The following is an 18128-nucleotide window of genomic DNA, read 5'->3' as shown; positions in this document are numbered from 1 at the left end:
AGAGCAAGTTCTTAAGGAAATTTATATCTGTCACGAAAATTTTTGTTAATAAAATCAACATCGTTAAGATGTTTGTCCTTTGTGTATTAACGTGAAAACCTTGTATAGTAACTCTATTGCTCATTTATAGGGATTTTTCATGAAGCCATTTCGCCGTTTAATTATGACCTACTCGTTAGTGCTTAGTGCGCTGTTTACTACCTCAATTAATGCACAGACAGTTTATACAAATGTTAATGGATATACGCTAACAAGCCCTGCTGGACAAGATGCACAACTTGCACAGTTCAGTGCTTTTGCGGTGCGTAATGGCAAGTTTATCGCGATGGGCGATGCCGAGCTTGCACAACAATTTCCCGATTTCACGCGTGTCGACTTACAAGGTAAAACGGTATTTCCTGGCCTGATTGATGCCCACGGTCATGTGTTGGGCTTGGGTCTAAGTTTATTGCAAGTTGATTTGCGTACAAGTGAATCAGCATCCGACGCCGTTAATGCAGTCAACGACTATGCTCAGCAGCACCGCGACCTTCAATGGATAAAAGGGCGTGGCTGGAACCAAGAAAACTGGCCCAGTAAACGTTTTCCAACCGCCAAGCAGCTTGATGAGTTCGTCGCTGATCGCCCCGTTTATTTGACCCGTGTTGATGGTCATGCGGCATGGCTCAACTCAAAAGCACTCGAAGTCGCCGGTATTACCAGTGAGACAGTCTCACCGGATGGCGGTCAAATCATCAAAGACGCGCAAGGTAACCCAACGGGCGTGCTCATCGATAATGCCGTCAACTTAGTTGAGCCGCTTATCCCAGAGCCAACAGCCAGTGAGAAAAAGCAAGCCTTCCAACTGGCATTCAACCATTTGCTATCGCTCGGCGTAACTTCGGTGCATGATGCGGGCGTACCGGCGGTTGACCTATCAATTTATAAAGGTATGCAACATCAAGGTGAGATGCCCATGCGCGTTTATCCAATGATTGCAGCGACCGAACCGCAACTTCCTCAATTATTAGCTGAAGGCCCCTACCGCACCGATGACGATAAACTTTTTATTCGTAGCGTAAAAATATATGCTGACGGTGCATTGGGTAGCCGCGGTGCAGCATTACTTAAGCCATACAGTGATGACCATGATAATCACGGGCTACTCGTTACCTCGGTAGACAATATTCGCAAGCTGTATCAACTGATTATTCCGTATGGTTTTCAAATAAACACGCATGCCATTGGTGACCGTGCCAACCGCATTGCACTCGACGCTTTCGCTGAGTTTTATCAGACGCTTGGCGGGCGCAATTTACGTAATCGCATTGAGCACGCACAAATCGTCAATGTAGACGACCTACAGCGCTTTAAGGATTTGAATATCATCGCCTCGATGCAGCCCACGCACGCAACAAGCGACAAAAACATGGCTGAAGACCGCTTAGGTAAAGCACGTATGAAGGGAGCGTATGCCTGGCATACCTTACTCGAGCAAGGTACGATTATTGCCGCAGGCTCCGACTTCCCTGTTGAGCTTGCGAACCCATTTTATGGCTTACATGCAGCCGTAACCCGTCAAGATCGCCAGAACATGCCTGCTGGTGGCTGGCATGCCGAAGAGTCAATGTCGCTCGAGCAAGCATTGCGAGCGTTTACGATTGACGCGGCGTATGCGGGTTGGCAAGAAAGCACGTTAGGCTCAATTGAACCCGGCAAATGGGCTGATTTTATCGTACTCGACCGAGACCCTTTTGCGATTGATGCAAAAGACATTTGGCGAGTGGACGTCGAGCAAACCTTTGTAGCAGGTGAGCAGGTATATTCAAATGAATGATGACTTTTTATTCTCCGAGGACGAACCTGAAGAAGAGGTGCTAAACACGGCACCTCCTTATGAAATCCTTATCGTCGACGATGACGAGGAAATTCACACTATTACCAAAATGGCGCTTGCTGATTTTAAACTCGACGAACGTCCATTAAAGTTTCACTCAGTTTATTCTGGTGAGGAAGCTAAACAGTTTTTATCCAATAATACAGCCATCGCAATGACGCTATTGGATGTCGTCATGGAAACAGACCATGCGGGACTTGATGTCGCACGTTGGATCCGCCAAGAGTTACAGAATCGTCTGATTCGCATCGTATTGCGCACGGGACAACCGGGTCAAGCGCCCGAAGAAGATGTCATCGCACGCTACGATATTGACGACTATAAAGAAAAAACCGAGCTGACCTATCGTAAGCTCGTCACTTTAATGTACTCCTGTCTGCGCGCATACCGTGATCTGAATGCCATTGAACGTAATAAGCGCGGTTTAGAAAAGGTCATCAATGCATCAGCTGAAGTGTTCAGCGCCCAATCGATGCATGCCTTGTGTCAGGGTATTTTAGAACAATTGGTCGCACTGATTACTCACTCTGATGATGCCATGTATTGTCGCACCCATGGTCTTACCGCTAAGACCCGTGACAACCAAGAGTTTGAAATTATCGGAGGCACCGGCGACTACGCCCAAGCCGTTGGTCAGGCGGTCACACAAGATATTGACTGGTCATTAGTGACCGAACTACAAAATCTGCAACGCTCGGTGGTATTTAGAATTCATAATAACGATTACTATGGGCTCTATAAAACGACGGGCGGTCGACAATATTTACTCGTCATCAAAGATGTTCGAGATTTATCTGAGCTTGATCAAAACTTACTGGGGCTGTTTGTGAATAATAGCTCTATTGCAATCGATAACCTTAACTTGAGAGAGACCGAGCGAGAAGCTCAACGTGAGTTGCTGTACTCCGTAGGCGAGGCTATCGAAAAACGGTCGGTCGATAATATTAGCCATCATGTGAAGCGCTCAGCGGAAATGGCTGGGCAACTATTAATTGCCACCGGCGCCACCAGCGAAGACGCAGAAAAGCTGAAGCAAGCGGCGTCAGTGTACGATATCGGTAAAGTCTCCGTACAAATGGAATTGGCTCAAAGTGCCGATGCCCTATCGATTCACGATTACGAAGAAATCATGAGTAATGTGATCAAAGGTCATGACTATCTAAGCCAGACCGATACCGAAATTGCACAAATCGCAGCCCGTATTGCGCAAGATATTCATGAGCGTTGGGATGGACTGGGTTTCCCCAGTCGCAAAAAAGCGAAAGCGATTGATATCAATGCGCGAATTCTGTCCATCACCAGTCAGTATGACGCACTGCGCACTCAACGCTCATATCGCGATGCGCAGGATACGGGCGCCGCAATCGATTATTTGACGCTGCACTCCGGCGAATTCTTTGATCCAGAACTCGTCGGTATTATGATCGATCATATTGATGCGATGGAAAAGATAAGACAACGTTATTCGGATATCATCTAACCACGAGGGTATTATGGATCTTCAATCCATTCGACGCGATTACAACATTGGCCATTTAACTGAGTCTGATGTGCCCAACACACCGTTTCAGCTGTTTGAGAGCTGGCTAAACAATGCCGTCGAGTGTGGTCTCAACAGCGATCCAACGGCGATGACTGTTGCCACGGTAGACAGCCAAGGGCATCCGAGTCAGCGTATCGTTTTGCTTAAAGGCTTTGACGAGTCGGGGCTACGCTTCTTTACCAATAAGCAAAGTCATAAAGGTAAGGATATCGCACTCAACCCCAAGGTATCGTGCCACTTTGCCTGGCTTGCACTCGAGCGCCAAGTGCACTTTCGTGGTTACGCCGAGCCTTTAAGCGAACAGGAAAACGACGAATACTTTTATTCACGCCCGTTCGAAAGCCAAGTAGCGGCACTGATTTCTAATCAAAGTCAGCCGATTGGCAGTCGCGATGAGCTTGTACGTTACTACCAAGAGCAGCTTGAGCAATATCAAGGCAAGCAAGTACCGCGTCCACAACACTGGGGCGGTTACCGCATCGTGCCGAGCGAAGTTGAATTTTGGCAAGGTGGTGAGCATCGCTTACACGACCGGTTTATCTACCGCTTAGAAAGCGCAGATAATTGGAACGTGCAGCGATTACAACCTTAACTCAGTGCTGTCGGTAACGGCTGCTGACAAAACTCAGCGCACTTACGCAATACTTTGAGTGTAGCGGGCGCATAACGTACACCTTTCTCAAGCTGTTGGCGCTTGCGCGCCAGCGCTTGGTGACCGGGGATGCGTACGGGGTTATCCGCAGCAATCGATTTTGCCGCCAAGGTGTCACGAATTAACTCATCCACCTGAGTAATAAATGCTTTTTGCTCGCCAAACGCCGAAGGGTCAATAACTTGAACCCAAACACAGTTGGCATCGCCCTCATCTTTACCTTGATTCCGACCATACTGCGCCAGCGCCATCGTCCACAGTTCACTAAATAGCGTTAAGCCATAACCTTTATAGCCCAACAGCTCACCACCCAATGGACCAATCGCACTACCCGGTTCTGAGAAAAACGTCTCAGGATCATCGGTCCATTCCCCCTGAGCTGTGACCAATGCGTTATAAGGCAGCTTTTGCTGATTGGCTTTTGCCTGACGTACCTTGCCCGCGGCCGTCATCGATAAACTGATGTCCAATAAGATAGGATCGCCAGAGCTCGGCACACCTACAGCGAACGGATTAGGCGAATACACCGCTTGTTTAGCACCAAACGGAGCGACGGCGCGTTGACCTGGGGTCGAGCACATTAAACTGACCATCATGCCCTGCTCTGTTGCTAGGCTTAAATAAGCAGCCAAAGACGCGATATGTTGACTACGACGAACGGTGATGGTGCCCGTGCCCGCCTGCTTCGCCATCTGAATGGCTTCGTTAATTGCCATCGGCATCACATAAGGACCCGGTAAACGTTGAGCATCCCAATTGGCGACAGCGGCACGCTGTTGCAGCACCTGTGGTTGTCCTTTGGGCTGACTCTCACCACGCTCCAACCACTGACAATTATTCAGCAGCCGAATTAGACCATGGGTACTGTAGCCCAACAAGTCACCCTCGAGTAAATAGTAGGCAACGTGGCGAGCAACTTCGCCCGACGCTCCAGCAGACTGCAGACACTCGTCGGCCCACGCTAACAATTCGTTGTAATCAAACAGACAATCACGCTCGCTCATCAAATTTCCTCTTGGTCAGCGACACTACTAACGGTAAGCTTACACCAATGACCATAGCAAGGAGTATAACAGGTGTCATCTAGTCGATTGATTGAACGCATAGCCGTAATTACCAGCGGTGGCGACGCCCCGGGTATGAATGCAGCACTACGTGCAGTGGTATTAGCTGCCGAGCATGATGGAATAGACGTTGTAGGTTTTCGTCATGGATATGAAGGCTTGCTAAATAATGACTATATGAAACTCGGTCGCGATGAAGTTGAACATATATTGCAATATTCTGGCACCATCATTAAAAGTGCGCGTAGCGAACGCTTTAAAACCGATGAGGGTGGAATAGAGGCTGCGCGTAACCTAGATGCGCAAAATGTAGATGCATTTATTGTCATTGGTGGCGACGGTTCATTTAGAGGCGCAAATCATCTTGCTAAATTTTGGCAAGGTCCTATTATTGGCATCCCCGGCACCATCGACAACGACCTCTTCGGAACTGACAACACGATTGGCTACGATACAGCAGTAGAAACCGCGATGGATGCGCTTGATAAAATCCGTGACACCGCAGAGGCCATGGATCGGGTATTTATTGTTGAGGTTATGGGCCGTAACGCGGGTTACATTGCAATTAGCAGTGCCATGGCAAGCGGTGCAGAGCGTATGATTTTGCCCGAGTTGCAAAAGGATAAACCGCTCACCATCGATGCCTTGGTTAAACATGTGGAAGGCGTGAACCGTGTGCGTGGTGACTCCAGTTACGTGATGGTGTTGTGCGAAAACCAATGGCCTGGCGGCGCGGTGCGCTTAGCCGAGCAACTGGAGGATCGACTCAACTTTCCGTGTCGTCCTTGTCTGCTTGGTCACGTGCAACGTGGTGGACGTCCAACGGCTATGGATCGTATCTTGGCGACCCGTTTAGGCGTTTATGCCGTACAACTGGTACAAGAAGGAATTACCGGCGTTATGGCCGGCATTGAGAAGAACGAGCTGGTTACCACACCGCTCGAAGACACTTGGGTCAAGCGCAAAGTGCTGAGCCAAGAATTGATAGATATACAGACCAAGTGTTTTAACCCGATCAAAAAAGATCGTCATAAAGCTACGGTCGACAAAGCGTAGAGTAAGGTATTGTGCCCATGTCAGAAATTTCACTTCCAGTGGCGACCAATGATCCCGTGCGTCCCTTTTTTGGCGCCGAGCGTTCATTTTCGATCCATCCTGGCAGTATTCACATCATTGGCTTCGGCTTTGATGGCACCGCATGTTTTCGTAAAGGGACCAAAGAAGGTCCGGATGGCCTTCGCTCGGTGTCTGAAGATATCGAGTCGTATTCTCCCTACCTGGATGCCGATCTGGAAGATTACGAGTTTTTTGACCTCGGCAACTTACGTTTAGGTTTTGACGATGACGTTGAGGCACAGTGGCATCATGCCAATAATGACTTTAACCAGATTTTTGAACCGCTGGATTTAGCCGCGACCCAAACCAAGCTCATTACCTTAGGGGGTGAGCATTCGATTTCGTACGCACCTATCGTTAAGCATCTCAAACAATACCCCAATATGGTGTTGTTACACCTTGATGCGCACGCCGATTTGCGTGATGGCTTTTTAGGTTATCACTTTTCACACGCGTCGATAATTCGCCGCGTGGTCGATCATTTCGGCCCTAAACACCAGCTTATTCAATATGGTATTCGCTCAGGCACTCGTGATGAATATACCTGGATGAATCAACAAGGCACGATCCGTAAATCGCGGCAGGACTTTCTGACATCGGTACAGGAGATAGCCGGCGACCGCCCTATCTACCTTACGCTGGATCTCGACTACTTCGACCCCGCATTTATGCCTGGTACAGGCACACCAGAACCGGGCGGAGAGGACTTTCATTCATTCGTCAGTTTGATGAAGATCCTGCGTGAGAAAAATTTCATTGGTGCAGATATTGTTGAGTTATCTCCTAAAATCGACCCAACAGGCAACTCAGATGTATTCGCGGCAAAAATCGTCCGCGAAGTATTGTTAACACTAGAGCAAGCAGGAGCATAAGCCGATGGCAGATTGGACTATCGACCAAGCTGAAGAACTTTACGGCGTTAATCGTTGGGGGGCGGGCTATTTCTCCATTGGTGAGAACGGTAATATCAAAATCGCGCCTAACCACCGGTTACCCGACATTACCATCGATATGCGCGAAGTCGTAGATGAAATTATTGCCGAAGGCATCGAGCTGCCCGCAGTTATCCGCTTTCATGACATCTTGCGCTCACAAGTTGAGATCATTAACGAGACGTTCAACAAATGTATCGAGGAAGCCGAGTACAACGGTCAGTACTGCGGTGTGTTTCCCATAAAAGTGAACCAGATGCGTGAAGTGGTCGAAGAGATCATGGATGCCGGCGAGCCCTATAACTACGGTTTAGAGGCGGGCTCTAAACCGGAACTCATGGCGGTCATGGCATATAATGACAACCCTGAAGCGCTGACGGTATTAAATGGCTATAAAGATAAAGACTATTTGACATTGGCTCTGCTTGGACGTCAACTCAAGCGTAAAATGATCATCGTAGTCGAGAAGTTCAGCGAACTTGAAATGCTGATCCCGCTTGCAAAGCAGCTCGGTGTGGAGCCAATGATTGGCTTACGCTCGAAAATGATGGTGCGTAGCTCAGGTAAATGGGCGGGTTCAAGTGGGGACCGCGCTAAGTTTGGTCTGAGTATTGCCGAAATTCTTAATGCCATTGAGCGTTTGCGCGAAGAAGACATGCTGCATTGCGCGAAGTTATTGCACTTTCATATCGGCAGTCAGCTCTCGGATATTCGCAAAATTAAAGAAGCGGTATCTGAGGGAGCGCGTTTGTACGCCAAATTGGTGCAAGAAGGCGTTGAACTTGAGTACTTAGACATCGGTGGCGGCTTAGGTATCGATTACGACGGCACCAGTTCTACCACCGACTCATCGCGTAACTACTCAACCGAGGAATATGTTGCCGACGTGGTATGGGGCATTAAACAGGTCTGTGACCTCGAGAACGTCCCTCACCCTAACATCGTGAGTGAGAGTGGTCGCGCCATGACTGCGCACCACAGCTGTGTGGTCTCGAACATTGTCGGCGAAGTAAACCCTTCAGGCACTGACTTTGATTTGAGCGCAACTGAAGACGAGCACATTCTGGTCAAGAACATGCGTGACCTGTTTATTAACGGTGCACAATATCACCCTCAAGAGCGCTATAACGATGCGGCAGGTTACAAGCAAAGCGCATACGAGGCATTTAAGCTCGGCATTCTCTCGCTGAAAGAGATGGCAAAGCTCGACACCATGTATTGGCGTATTCTCGCCGATATCCACACCGGCCTTGATGAGGAAAGTGCTTTCATTCAAGAGCTGGATGAGCTTGAAGATATGTTGGCGAGTCAGTACCTGTGTAACTTCTCGATTTTCCAGTCAGCTGCGGACACCTGGGCGATTGGTCAAGTACTGCCGATTGTGCCTATCTCGCGCCTTGACGAAAAACCCGAAGTGCGTTGCTCTATTGCTGATATTACCTGCGACAGTGACGGTAAGCTAAGCAAGTACATTGAAGGCACAGAAATTCGCGAAAACATCCCGATGCATAAGCTGAAGAAGAATGAGAACTACCATGTAGGCTTATTCTTAACCGGCGCGTATCAGGATGTTATGGGTGATATGCACAACTTGTTTGGCCGTTTAACCGAAGTGCACGTTTATTGCCACGACGATGAGCCGGGTGATTTCTATATTGAGGAAGTTGTACCGGGTACATCAGCAGAAAAAGTACTGACGACGATGCAATACAACACCGAATATATGGCTAAAACGGTTAAAAAGCATATCGATCGTCAAGTACGTAAAGGTCACCTGCAGCCTCGTGAAGGCGTACGGTGGACTAACTTTTACGAGAAATGTTTGGCGGGTAGCACCTATTTGCGTGTAGATTAACCGCAAAATGGTGATTTACTGACCAAACGGTAAAAAACCTAAGAAAAGCGGTTGACTCGGAGACGAAAAAAACGTTTAATACGCCTCGTCGCCCGGATAGCTCAGTCGGTAGAGCAGAGGATTGAAAATCCTCGTGTCGGTGGTTCGATTCCGCCTCCGGGCACCACTTCCCCCTCCTTAGTGGTCCTTATTAGTACTTTAACTCCTTAATAATCAAAGACTTGATCGTAACTTTGGTCTTTTGTAGTCCTTTCGGGTTCAGTAGTATCCAGACTTTTTAGTACACTGTTTAGTAACACAGAACAAAATACACTAAAGGCGTGTTACTAAAATGGCCCGTATAACTAAACCGCTAAGTGCTCGTGAAGTCAGTGAAGCTAAGCCTAAAGACAAAGAATACAATCTTTATGATGGACAAGGACTTCAACTAAGAGTTAAACCTTCGGGTAAGAGAGTTTGGGTCTTCAATTATTTCGAGCCTTTCACTAAACGGCGCAGAAATTTAACACTTGGCGACTTTCCTGGGGTTCTACCCAGATTTTACGGACACATCCATAAAGAGGCATAATGTGCCCATAAGGAGTGTTCATGACCAAACGAAGAAAATACAGTACTGAATTTAAACGAGAAGCCGTTGAGCAGACTCGACAGCCCGGAGTCAGTTGTCGACAGGTTGCACTGGAAATTGGTGTTAACCCAAATATGCTGTCCCGATGGAAACGCGAGTTAGAAGAGGCTCCTGGTAGTGCTCACAAAGGCTCAGGCACGCCACGCGACGAAGAGGTTGCTCGGCTTAAGCGCGAGTTGGCCCGGATAAAAAAGGAGCGTGATTTTTTGCGCGAAGCGGCAACGTTCTTCGCAAAAGAGTCGTCCTGAGATATCAGGCGATCGAACGTTGTCGCGAACAGTTTCCGATACGCTTAATGTGCCGTTGTATGAAAGTCTCAGCCAGCGGCTATTATGACTGGGTAAATCGCCAACCGTCGCGTCGTGCCGTTGATAATGAACGATTGCTGACGCGTATTAAAGAGATCCATGAAGATAGCGGCGGTATTATTGGTGCGCCGCGCATGCATGAAGATCTTAAAGAAGAAAAGGAAACGGTCAGTCTTAATCGCGTTGCGCGATTAATGGCATTGCATGGGTTACAAGGTTGGCCGCGCAAAAAAGGGCGTGGTCGCAAAACACCATCTCAGCGCCCGGATGGTATTAAAAACCACCTGGGACGAGACTTCAAAGCCCTTGAGCCGAATACCAAGTGGGTAACTGACATAACCGAAGTGAAAACGGACGAAGGAAAACTTTATCTGTGTGTTGTGCTGGATCTGTTTAACCATGTCGTTGTCGGCTGGTCAATGCACCACCGGCAGGATAGAAAAATGGTTCTGCGAGCGGTGGAGATGGCAGTCTGGCAACGTCCTGAGGCGACACAGGCAATACTGCATTCGGATCGTGGAACGCAATTTACCAGCGGCGATTATCAACGGTACTTAAAAAACAACGACTTATTGGGGAGCATGAGTGCTGTCGGACATTGTGCCGATAATGCGGCTTGTGAAGGCTTTTTCGGTATGCTCAAACGCGAGCGCGTGAACCACCGGAAATACCGAACCAGAGACGAAGCTCGTGCCGATATATTTTTTTACATCGAGCGGTTTCATAATCCAAGAATGCGACGTAGAGTAGCGAATCAAGACAGGAAGTTTACAAACGTTTTAAACCGTCCGTAGAAACGGGGTAGAACCCATCCAACCTCTGAATATCGAAGTCTATCAACAGACACGACGAAACACGTTCATTTAGGTGAGCCTGTTAATAAAGTAGAGGGTTCACAGGAGTTCAGAATTCCCCCTACCGATTTTGACGAGTCAGATTTCGTTGCCATGTTCGATCCTTCAGGCAAAGTTCAAGGCCCAAAATTAAGAGAGGCAATTAAAAGCCTACGGCTTGCTCAACTAGCCCAAGATATTTTCCCTGACGGTTATGTACCAAAAATCAATCAATCTAAAGGCGATTACCGAACAGCGATGAATAGAGGAAATAATGCGAGTCTTGTTGATAAACCTAGTCAGCCATTCAATGTTTATCAATTAACCCGCCAAATAGTTCATGAATGCTGTTGGGATAATGGGGATAACTGGGGGAACCAAAATAACGACCTTAATTATTGCTCTTCTCTACTAACAAGAATACAGGCAGTAACACACTCTCCCTCTCTTCGCGCTGTTTTTAATGAGAACGGAGGTCTTGAATCTCTTGATAGCATAATAAACGAATTCCTATCCAGTGATAGCAGAACCCTCCGTATATGCACTAGCGATGTAAGCTACGAATTTTATGCTAGAGAAATTATAGCGAATACGATTGGTCGGAAATTACTTAATAGAGCACGAAGTGAAGAGTTCAGATCCCGGCCATTACTGGTCATCTTAGATGAAGCCCATAACTTTTTAGGGAAAAGAGTCGGTGCAGATGAAAACGCAATAAAGCTAAATGCATTCGAGTTAATAGCAAAAGAAGGACGTAAATACGGGTTAAATATCTGTATTGCGACACAACGCCCTCGTGACATAACCGAAGGAGTGCTTAGTCAAATGGGAACACTTTTTGTACACAGGCTCACTAACGATAAAGATAGAGATGTTGTCGAACGCGCCTGTGGAGAAATAGATAAAACTGCAGCGTCATTTTTACCTAACTTAAAGCAAGGCGAAGTCGCGATTGTAGGTGTAAGCTTTCCTATCCCGATGACTGTTAAAATAAGTAGGCCTAAGATACCACCAATTTCAGATGGTCCGAAATTTAATAAACTCTGGACTGGCAATGGCTGAATGGGCGCTCTAGCCTAACAAAAAAACTAAAACTGTATTTCGGAAGCAAAAAATAACCGACTAACGCAGCTCTATCACTTAACGTTAATCGGCTTTAATTATATCTGTAAATTGGTAAAGTCCCGATCAACATCCTCTTGAGTTATTCCGATATAACGCAGCGTTACGGCTTCGGAACTGTGACGAAGCATCTTCATTACTCGAGCGATGTCATTGGTCTTTTTGTAGAGGTGGTAACCTCTGGTTTTACGCATTGAGTGCGTCCCTAGGCTTATTCCAACCTCCTCTCCTATAGCCGCAAATACCCGTGAAACATAACGACGACTAAGTGGCCTAGCCGCTGTGTTTTTGGACCATTGGTTACGATAAGACTGAAAGAGATAAATGTGATCAAGGTGTTCAGATCGAATACGAGCGATCACCGCCCTCGCCTTTTCATTGAGTTTAATTGTCGCCAGCTTCGACGTTTTGCCTTCGACCAGCAACAGCCGGTCATGCTCGATATTTTGGGTAAGCGGATTAAATGGTTGATCTTACCTTTGCATGAGAGTGAGACAGACCGGCATCTCATCGGATTATCTGGTTGATGCTTCACCTACTGCTGGTGCATGTTTCCTTCGCTAATTCCAGCAAGAACCCCACACGCCTCAACTTCCCGGTCATCGTTGCAACTCGCTCTCAGTGAAACGAGTTGTTTCTCAAGCGCTTGCAGAGCGGTTATCTGCGACCGCACATGAGAGATGTGATCATCGAGCAAGGCGTTGACGGCGGTACAAGGCTGATGAGGGTCGTCCTGATAGCTCTGTAGTTCGTGAATCTCAGCCAGTGACAGGCCCAGGATTCTGCAGCGACGGATGAAGGCCAGCCCCTCACCATGCTTCTCGGTATAGACACGGTAACCGTTGTCCTGCCGATCAGGCGGCGGCAACAAGCCCTGCTGTTCATAGAAGCGGATCGTCTGTGTTTCGACCCCTACCAACTGCGCCAACTGACCAATGCGCATCAGCCTCCTCCCCAACGGATTCTTTACTCTATTGACCTTATAGTAGCTTTATAGTTTAAAATGGTACCACAACATTGTTCAAGTGGAGTCGTATCATGAGCAAATCCTGTGGTGGCGCCTGTGGCGGTGATGCAACGTCCGCAGCGGATACCGATATACAGGCCTCCTCCGAGGCGCCAGGGAGATGGGTCAGTGTTTATGCCGTGCCGAAGATGGACTGTCCATCAGAAGAACGAATGATTCGCCTAGCCCTGAACGGCTTTGAGGAGATTCGGGCGCTGTCCTTCGACTTGTCGAACCGCCGGCTGAAGGTCGTGCATGACGGCGAGGTCGAGCCCGTCACCTCGAAACTGAAGACCTTGGGGCTAGGCGCCTCGCTTCAGGAAACCGTCGCTGCAAATCCGGAGACCATCAAGGCCGCCGAGTTTTCGGCAGCTTCTGCTAAGCAAGAATCCGGGACCCTGCGCTGGTTGCTCGGCATCAATGCACTTCTGTTCGTGGTGGAAATGACTGCCGGTCTGATCGCCCGGTCCACCGGCCTGATTGGAGAATCCCTGGACAATTTTGCCGATGCGGCGGTGTACGGGCTTGCCCTTTATGCGGTTGGACATAGCGTGAAAATGCAGGTACGTGCCGCGCATCTTGCTGGTGTACTGCAACTGATCTTGGCTGTGGGCGTGCTCGTAGAGGTGGTGAGACGCTTTGTATTCGGTAGTGAGCCTGAATCGCTGGTGATGATGGCTATCGCATTCGTCGCATTGATTGCCAATACCAGTTGTCTGCTGCTCATATCCAAACATCGGGAAGGCGGGGCGCACATGAAGGCAAGCTGGATATTCTCGGCCAACGACGTGGTGATCAACCTGGGGGTCATCACCGCCGGCGCCCTGGTCGCGTGGACCGGTTCCAATTATCCGGATCTGATTATCGGCACCATCGCGGGGGGCATTGTACTTAACGGTGCCAGACGCATTTTGGCGTTGAAGGGTTAAATAATGCTCATTATTGGCAAAAAGCTCTCGCCGTATGCCCTATTGTCCATATCGGGCCTGCTGGCAGCGTCTGATCAGGCTGTAAAGTGGCTGGTGCAGCAATCAATGGCCTATGGCGAGTATGTTTCGGTGACCCCGTTCTTTAACTGGGTGCACCTATGGAACACCGGTGCCGCATTCAGTCTTTTTGCGAATGGTGGAGGCTGGCAGCGCTACTTTTTTATCGGGATCGCGGTGGCGGTCTCGATTTTTCTGATCAAGCTGATCCTTGAAAATCGTCATAAAGGAGAAGCCATCGCTTACAGTCTTATCCTCGGTGGCGCCATGGGCAACCTGATTGACCGGGTCTTTCGTGGCTATGTTGTGGATTCCTTTGATTTCTATTGGCGAGACTGGCATTGGCCGGCCTTCAACCTGGCTGATATTGCAATTGTCCTCGGTGCCTTACTTTTCGTTTCCGGCAGCTTTTTAGGTAAAAAAACAAACACCAATGCCGAGTCGGATGGATCTGACTGAAACCTTCGCCTATACAACACCATGACCGAACTTCCCGACAACATCCTTCACCTGCCGCAATACCAAGTACTGGGCTGCAAAACCACCGACGACGACATGCACTTCCAAGCGGACGCGCCCGATCCCATCGCCTGCGAGGAATGCGGAGTGCAGGGTGAGTTCGTGCGGTTCGGCAAGCGTGATGTTCCCTATCGTGATCTGCCCATCCACGGCAAGCGGGTCACCCTCTGGGTGGTCCGCCGCCGGTACACCTGCCGGGCCTGCAAGACAACCTTCAGGCCCCAGCTACCGGAGATGGTGGACGGCTTCCGTATGACGCTGCGGCTGCATGAATACGTGGAGAAGGAATCCTTCAACCACCCCTACACCTTTGTGGCGGCACAGACAGGTCTGGACGAGAAGACGGTACGCGACATCTTCAACGCCCGCGCCGAGTTCTTGGGGCGCTGGCACCGCTTCGAGACGCCCCGCATTCTGGGCATCGACGAGCTGTACCTGAACAAGCGCTACCGCTGCATCCTGACCAACATCGAGGAGCGAGCCCTGCTCGACCTGCTGGCTACCCGCCGTCAGGACGTGGTGACCAACTACCTGATGAAGCTGAAAGACCGCCAGAAGGTCGAGATCGTCAGCATGGACATGTGGAACCCCTACCGGGCAGCGGTCAAGGCCTTGCTGCCACAGGCCCGCATCGTGGTCGATAAGTTCCATGTGGTACGCATGGCCAACGATGCCCTGGAGAAGGTGCGCAAGGGCCTCAGAAAGGAGCTGAAACCCTCCCAGAGCCGAACCCTCAAGGGCGACCGGAAGATCCTGCTGAAACGCGCTCACGAAGTTTCAGATCGGGAACGGCTGATCATGGAGACCTGGACAGGCGCATTCCCGCAACTGCTGGCCGCCTACGAGCACAAGGAACGCTTCTATGGCATCTGGGACGCCATCACACGGCCCCAGTCAGAAGCCGCCCTGGACGAGTGGATAGCCACCATTCCGAAAGGCCAGAAGGAAGTCTGGAGCGATCTGGTCAGGGCTGTGGGCAACTGGCGCGAAGAGATCATGACCTACTTCGAGACGGACATGCCCGTCACCAACGCTTACACGGAGTCGATCAACCGACTGGCCAAAGACAAGAACCGTGAAGGGCGTGGTTACTCCTTCGAGGTGATGCGGGAACGAATGCTCTACACCACGAAGCACAAGAAGAAGGCACCGACTGCGAAGGTCTCTCCTTTCTACAAGAAAACCATCGGTTACGGACTGCCGGACTTCGCAGAGGAACTCAACTACGGAGTCGATCTATCAACCATCTGAGGGTGGTATCAGATTGATGGGGTGAAGGTGCCCCATCAACCATTAAATCCGTATACCCTAAAGAAATAGGGATCCTCAGTCCCTATAACTCTATCTCGACAACGCCGAGGCCAAGATCTCCCTGAGCGGCTCCTATGTAACGCAACTTCACTGCCTAAGGGCTGTGACGCAGCATTTTCATTACACTGGCGATGTCGTTCGTGCTCTTATAAAGGTGGTAGCCTCGGTTTTCTCGCATTGAGTGAGTACCCAGTATAATACCAACTCCCTTGCCAATCTGGACGAACGCCCTCGAAACGTGATTGCAACTAATTGGAGCCTCATCCAAGCCGAGAGACCATTGGTTTCGGTTCCTTTCCCTACCAGCGTCAGGCTGGTCATCGTTCATGCTTTCAAGTTTGATGGACAGGAAACCCGAGAGCCTTAACACTAGGTTCACACCCAGATCCCAAACATCAGCAACCTGCTGATCGTAGGTTGGGTAGGTAATTAATTTGACGGTTACCCGCTTGTACTTCCACCATGCTCGAATTCTTTTTTTGCTGTAAGACGTGACTTTCAGTACTTAAGATGGTATAAAAGGAGAAATAGCCTGGCATTAATGAGTTTGCTTGTTCCCATTTCCTTATTTTAGGAACTTAGTAGTAATCAAAACAGAACCACTCTTTTTGATGATATATCTTTTAAATTATGGGAAGTTCAAGCTTTGATTGAGAACGACTTTTAATTAATGTACCGTAGTGACGCCTTTTTAAACCATAGGTAATGATGCTTAGACTCGGATTTTTAATACTGGTGCTTGTTGCTGTTCTGACTCAAATCAGTCAGGCGGTTGCTGATGTGCATCAATCTCACCAATCCTCTTCTGAGCAACACCTCAATTTTGAGCATGACGAATCCCACATCGATAAGCGCAATCTCCCTAAAAGTGGCGAAATCAGCTTTGACTACCATCATTGCTGTCACTGCCATGGTTCATTTCATTTATATGCCATGAAGGCTGAAAAAACTCTCGCGTTACCACGAATGGGCACAATACGTCTTGGGTATACTGAGTTTTACACTAACCCACTATCATCGCCGCTGTTCCGGCCTCCCATCTCCTCATAGCTGCCTAATACGCTGCTTTAGCAGCGCAACTAAATCATTATTTTACGCAGTAATATGACTGAGGAGTCTATCTATGGGTCCGTTTTCGACACATAGCAAACGCTTGTTTGTTGCCGTAAGTCTGGCAATAAGTTCAAGCTACGCCAATGCACAACAGTTGCCCGAGCAATGGCAAAAAACTGTGCAGCAACACCCCAGTGTTGAAGCCGCTCAACAGCAGGCTGAAGCGCTGATCCAACAGGGCAAACAATTAAATCAGCCTTTGTACAACCCTAGCTTATCGTCACGCTTAGAGCGCGAGGGTGACATCAATAATTACGCTGTTGGTCTAAGCCAGACGCTGGACTGGAGCACTCGCAATGAAGCAAGGGCCAGTCAGAGTGACGCCATGACGGCTATGGCAGTGAGTATTTATCGCCAGTCGGCGACATCGCATGCTAAAACTTTGTTGAATGCCTATGTGCAATGGCTGGACGCAAAACAGCGTTACGCACTGGCTGAGCAGCAAGAGAAAATCGTTAAACAGGCGATAAGCCTGGTTGCCGAACGACGTAAAGCCGGTGACTTAGGTGCCGTCGACGAACAACTGACGGTACTCGCGCTAAGTCGGCAACTGCAACAAACGGCAGCGGCTTATCAACAACTGCAATCCGCTGAAGCAGAGTTAAACGCTCTGCTAACAACGTCTGATGTCGGTCAACTCTCCATTAATGAGGAGCTATTTAACGTTGAACCTGCGTTAACGGCTCGTTGGCAACAACATCCAGCGTTAAAAGCCGCTTACCTGCAATGGCAATTAAAGCGCGCCGATGTCGACTGGAAACGCTCGTTAACCACCGCCAACCCAACCGTAGGCGTCGAAGCGGGCGAGAGCGATAACGAAACAGTAATTGGCTTATCATTCAGCATTCCACTACAGGTTCGCAATAACTACAGCGATGCGGTGCGCGCAGCCAATAGCGAAGCTGTTGCTGAAGAAAAACGTTTGATTGCACTAAGGCAACAATGGCAAGCAGCACTGAAATCGTCTCTTAACAATTATCGTTTTGTGAAAAAACAGTGGCAAAGCTGGCAAAGAGACTTTCAATCTCGGCAGGATGAGTCGATGCAGGTGATTGAGCAGTCCTGGCTCGCCGGTGACCTATCCACCACAGACTACCTCACCGCTGTGCAACAGCAGCTCGATAGCCAATTTGCAGGGATAGCGCTGCAAACACAATATCGGTTGGCCGCCATTGAATGGTTGTACCGTTCGGGCGAACTCAGTAAAGCACTGACGTTATCGCCGTTAAGCCAGCCAACAAACGCAGAGATTGGAGAGTAAACG

15 protein-coding genes, 1 tRNA gene and 2 pseudogenes are annotated in these 18128 nt (G+C 49.0%); 14 read left to right on the top strand and 4 right to left on the bottom strand.

The genetic code is table 11. The annotated features are described in order from the left end of the window. Positions 1-139: 139 nt before the first annotated feature. Genes AC3AP5_RS01380 through pdxH form a run of 3 tightly spaced genes read left to right on the top strand, consistent with a single transcriptional unit; the run spans position 140 to position 4011 of the window. Positions 140-1816 carry an amidohydrolase gene (locus tag AC3AP5_RS01380; RefSeq protein ID WP_487326923.1) on the top strand — a complete coding sequence of 559 codons (1677 nt, stop codon included), beginning with the start codon at positions 140-142 and terminating at the stop codon, positions 1814-1816. Continuing rightward, entirely contained in the window at positions 1809-3356 is a 1548-nt protein-coding gene (locus AC3AP5_RS01375; protein ID WP_290615297.1) for a response regulator, read from the top strand. The genes AC3AP5_RS01380 and AC3AP5_RS01375 overlap by 8 nt, the downstream gene beginning before the upstream one ends. A 13-nt stretch (positions 3357-3369) precedes the next feature. Beyond that, positions 3370-4011, top strand: coding sequence for a pyridoxamine 5'-phosphate oxidase (pdxH, locus tag AC3AP5_RS01370; RefSeq protein WP_487326922.1), 642 nt, complete (start codon positions 3370-3372; stop codon positions 4009-4011). Here pdxH and AC3AP5_RS01365 read toward each other — a convergent pair. Further along, a complete protein-coding gene (locus AC3AP5_RS01365; protein WP_487326921.1) occupies positions 4008-5075 on the bottom strand; it encodes an Ldh family oxidoreductase in 1068 nt (355 codons plus the stop codon). The genes pdxH and AC3AP5_RS01365 overlap by 4 nt on opposite strands. A 72-nt stretch (positions 5076-5147) precedes the next feature. Between AC3AP5_RS01365 and AC3AP5_RS01360 the strand changes: the two genes are divergently transcribed. The 7 genes and pseudogenes from AC3AP5_RS01360 to AC3AP5_RS01330 all read left to right on the top strand — a co-directional run bounded on the left by AC3AP5_RS01360 (position 5148) and on the right by AC3AP5_RS01330 (position 11869). Further along, positions 5148-6191, top strand: coding sequence for an ATP-dependent 6-phosphofructokinase (locus AC3AP5_RS01360; RefSeq protein WP_071464053.1), 1044 nt, complete (start codon positions 5148-5150; stop codon positions 6189-6191). 17 nt (positions 6192-6208) lie between these two features. Next, positions 6209-7123 (top strand): agmatinase, encoded by a 915-nt coding sequence (gene speB, locus AC3AP5_RS01355; protein WP_006956196.1) that lies wholly within the window; start codon positions 6209-6211, stop codon positions 7121-7123. A 4-nt stretch (positions 7124-7127) separates the two neighbouring features. Further along, positions 7128-9038, top strand: a complete 1911-nt coding sequence (gene speA, locus AC3AP5_RS01350) for a biosynthetic arginine decarboxylase (protein WP_006956197.1) — start codon at positions 7128-7130, stop codon at positions 9036-9038. 90 nt (positions 9039-9128) lie between these two features. Continuing rightward, a tRNA-Phe gene (locus AC3AP5_RS01345) sits at positions 9129-9204 on the top strand. Between the two features lie 165 nt (positions 9205-9369). Then, positions 9370-9606, top strand: a complete 237-nt coding sequence (locus AC3AP5_RS01340) for an integrase arm-type DNA-binding domain-containing protein (protein ID WP_287150203.1) — start codon at positions 9370-9372, stop codon at positions 9604-9606. Between the two features lie 20 nt (positions 9607-9626). Then, positions 9627-10779: pseudogene (locus AC3AP5_RS01335) on the top strand (IS3 family transposase). 142 nt (positions 10780-10921) lie between these two features. After that, positions 10922-11869 (top strand): ATP-binding protein, encoded by a 948-nt coding sequence (locus AC3AP5_RS01330; protein WP_006956198.1) that lies wholly within the window; start codon positions 10922-10924, stop codon positions 11867-11869. 98 nt (positions 11870-11967) lie between these two features. Here AC3AP5_RS01330 and AC3AP5_RS01325 read toward each other — a convergent pair. Both AC3AP5_RS01325 and cadR read right to left on the bottom strand, forming a co-directional pair. Further along, positions 11968-12378 (bottom strand): annotated as a pseudogene (locus tag AC3AP5_RS01325) (tyrosine-type recombinase/integrase); the annotation flags it as partial. Between the two features lie 86 nt (positions 12379-12464). Beyond that, positions 12465-12872 (bottom strand): Cd(II)/Pb(II)-responsive transcriptional regulator, encoded by a 408-nt coding sequence (cadR, locus tag AC3AP5_RS01320; RefSeq protein ID WP_004364961.1) that lies wholly within the window; start codon positions 12870-12872, stop codon positions 12465-12467. 95 nt (positions 12873-12967) lie between these two features. Between cadR and AC3AP5_RS01315 the strand changes: the two genes are divergently transcribed. From AC3AP5_RS01315 to AC3AP5_RS01305, 3 genes are read left to right on the top strand one after another with little or no spacing between them, the layout of a single operon-like run. Continuing rightward, positions 12968-13864 (top strand): cation efflux transmembrane domain-containing protein, encoded by an 897-nt coding sequence (locus AC3AP5_RS01315; RefSeq protein ID WP_004364974.1) that lies wholly within the window; start codon positions 12968-12970, stop codon positions 13862-13864. A 3-nt stretch (positions 13865-13867) separates the two neighbouring features. Beyond that, positions 13868-14380, top strand: coding sequence for a signal peptidase II (gene lspA, locus AC3AP5_RS01310; protein ID WP_006956258.1), 513 nt, complete (start codon positions 13868-13870; stop codon positions 14378-14380). A 21-nt stretch (positions 14381-14401) separates the two neighbouring features. After that, entirely contained in the window at positions 14402-15691 is a 1290-nt protein-coding gene (locus tag AC3AP5_RS01305; protein WP_487326920.1) for an ISL3 family transposase, read from the top strand. Positions 15692-16477: 786 nt separating this feature from the next. On the opposite strand, the gene AC3AP5_RS01300 is transcribed toward AC3AP5_RS01305, so the two are convergent. After that, positions 16478-16663 carry a hypothetical protein gene (locus tag AC3AP5_RS01300; protein ID WP_006956204.1) on the bottom strand — a complete coding sequence of 62 codons (186 nt, stop codon included), beginning with the start codon at positions 16661-16663 and terminating at the stop codon, positions 16478-16480. A 211-nt stretch (positions 16664-16874) separates the two neighbouring features. Between AC3AP5_RS01300 and AC3AP5_RS01295 the strand changes: the two genes are divergently transcribed. Continuing rightward, a complete protein-coding gene (locus tag AC3AP5_RS01295; protein ID WP_006956205.1) occupies positions 16875-18125 on the top strand; it encodes a TolC family protein in 1251 nt (416 codons plus the stop codon). The last annotated feature ends 3 nt before the right edge of the window (positions 18126-18128 follow it).

Source organism: Idiomarina sp. D18 (assembly GCF_057748155.1).
This window is presented reverse-complemented; position numbering and strand designations above follow the sequence as displayed.

Bases quoted from the DNA above. Each gene is read 5' to 3' on its own strand.
- AC3AP5_RS01380 (WP_487326923.1), top strand. From the start codon at position 140: ATGAAGCCATTTCGCCGTTTAATTATGACCTACTCGTTAGTGCTTAGT.
- AC3AP5_RS01375 (WP_290615297.1), top strand. From the start codon at position 1,809: ATGAATGATGACTTTTTATTCTCCGAGGACGAACCTGAAGAAGAGGTG.
- pdxH (WP_487326922.1), top strand. From the start codon at position 3,370: ATGGATCTTCAATCCATTCGACGCGATTACAACATTGGCCATTTAACT.
- AC3AP5_RS01365 (WP_487326921.1), bottom strand. From the start codon at position 5,075: ATGAGCGAGCGTGATTGTCTGTTTGATTACAACGAATTGTTAGCGTGG.
- speB (WP_006956196.1), top strand. From the start codon at position 6,209: ATGTCAGAAATTTCACTTCCAGTGGCGACCAATGATCCCGTGCGTCCC.
- speA (WP_006956197.1), top strand. From the start codon at position 7,128: ATGGCAGATTGGACTATCGACCAAGCTGAAGAACTTTACGGCGTTAAT.
- AC3AP5_RS01340 (WP_287150203.1), top strand. From the start codon at position 9,370: ATGGCCCGTATAACTAAACCGCTAAGTGCTCGTGAAGTCAGTGAAGCT.
- AC3AP5_RS01330 (WP_006956198.1), top strand. From the start codon at position 10,922: ATGTTCGATCCTTCAGGCAAAGTTCAAGGCCCAAAATTAAGAGAGGCA.
- cadR (WP_004364961.1), bottom strand. From the start codon at position 12,872: ATGCGCATTGGTCAGTTGGCGCAGTTGGTAGGGGTCGAAACACAGACG.
- AC3AP5_RS01315 (WP_004364974.1), top strand. From the start codon at position 12,968: ATGAGCAAATCCTGTGGTGGCGCCTGTGGCGGTGATGCAACGTCCGCA.
- lspA (WP_006956258.1), top strand. From the start codon at position 13,868: ATGCTCATTATTGGCAAAAAGCTCTCGCCGTATGCCCTATTGTCCATA.
- AC3AP5_RS01305 (WP_487326920.1), top strand. From the start codon at position 14,402: ATGACCGAACTTCCCGACAACATCCTTCACCTGCCGCAATACCAAGTA.
- AC3AP5_RS01300 (WP_006956204.1), bottom strand. From the start codon at position 16,663: ATGGCAGTGACAGCAATGATGGTAGTCAAAGCTGATTTCGCCACTTTT.
- AC3AP5_RS01295 (WP_006956205.1), top strand. From the start codon at position 16,875: ATGGGTCCGTTTTCGACACATAGCAAACGCTTGTTTGTTGCCGTAAGT.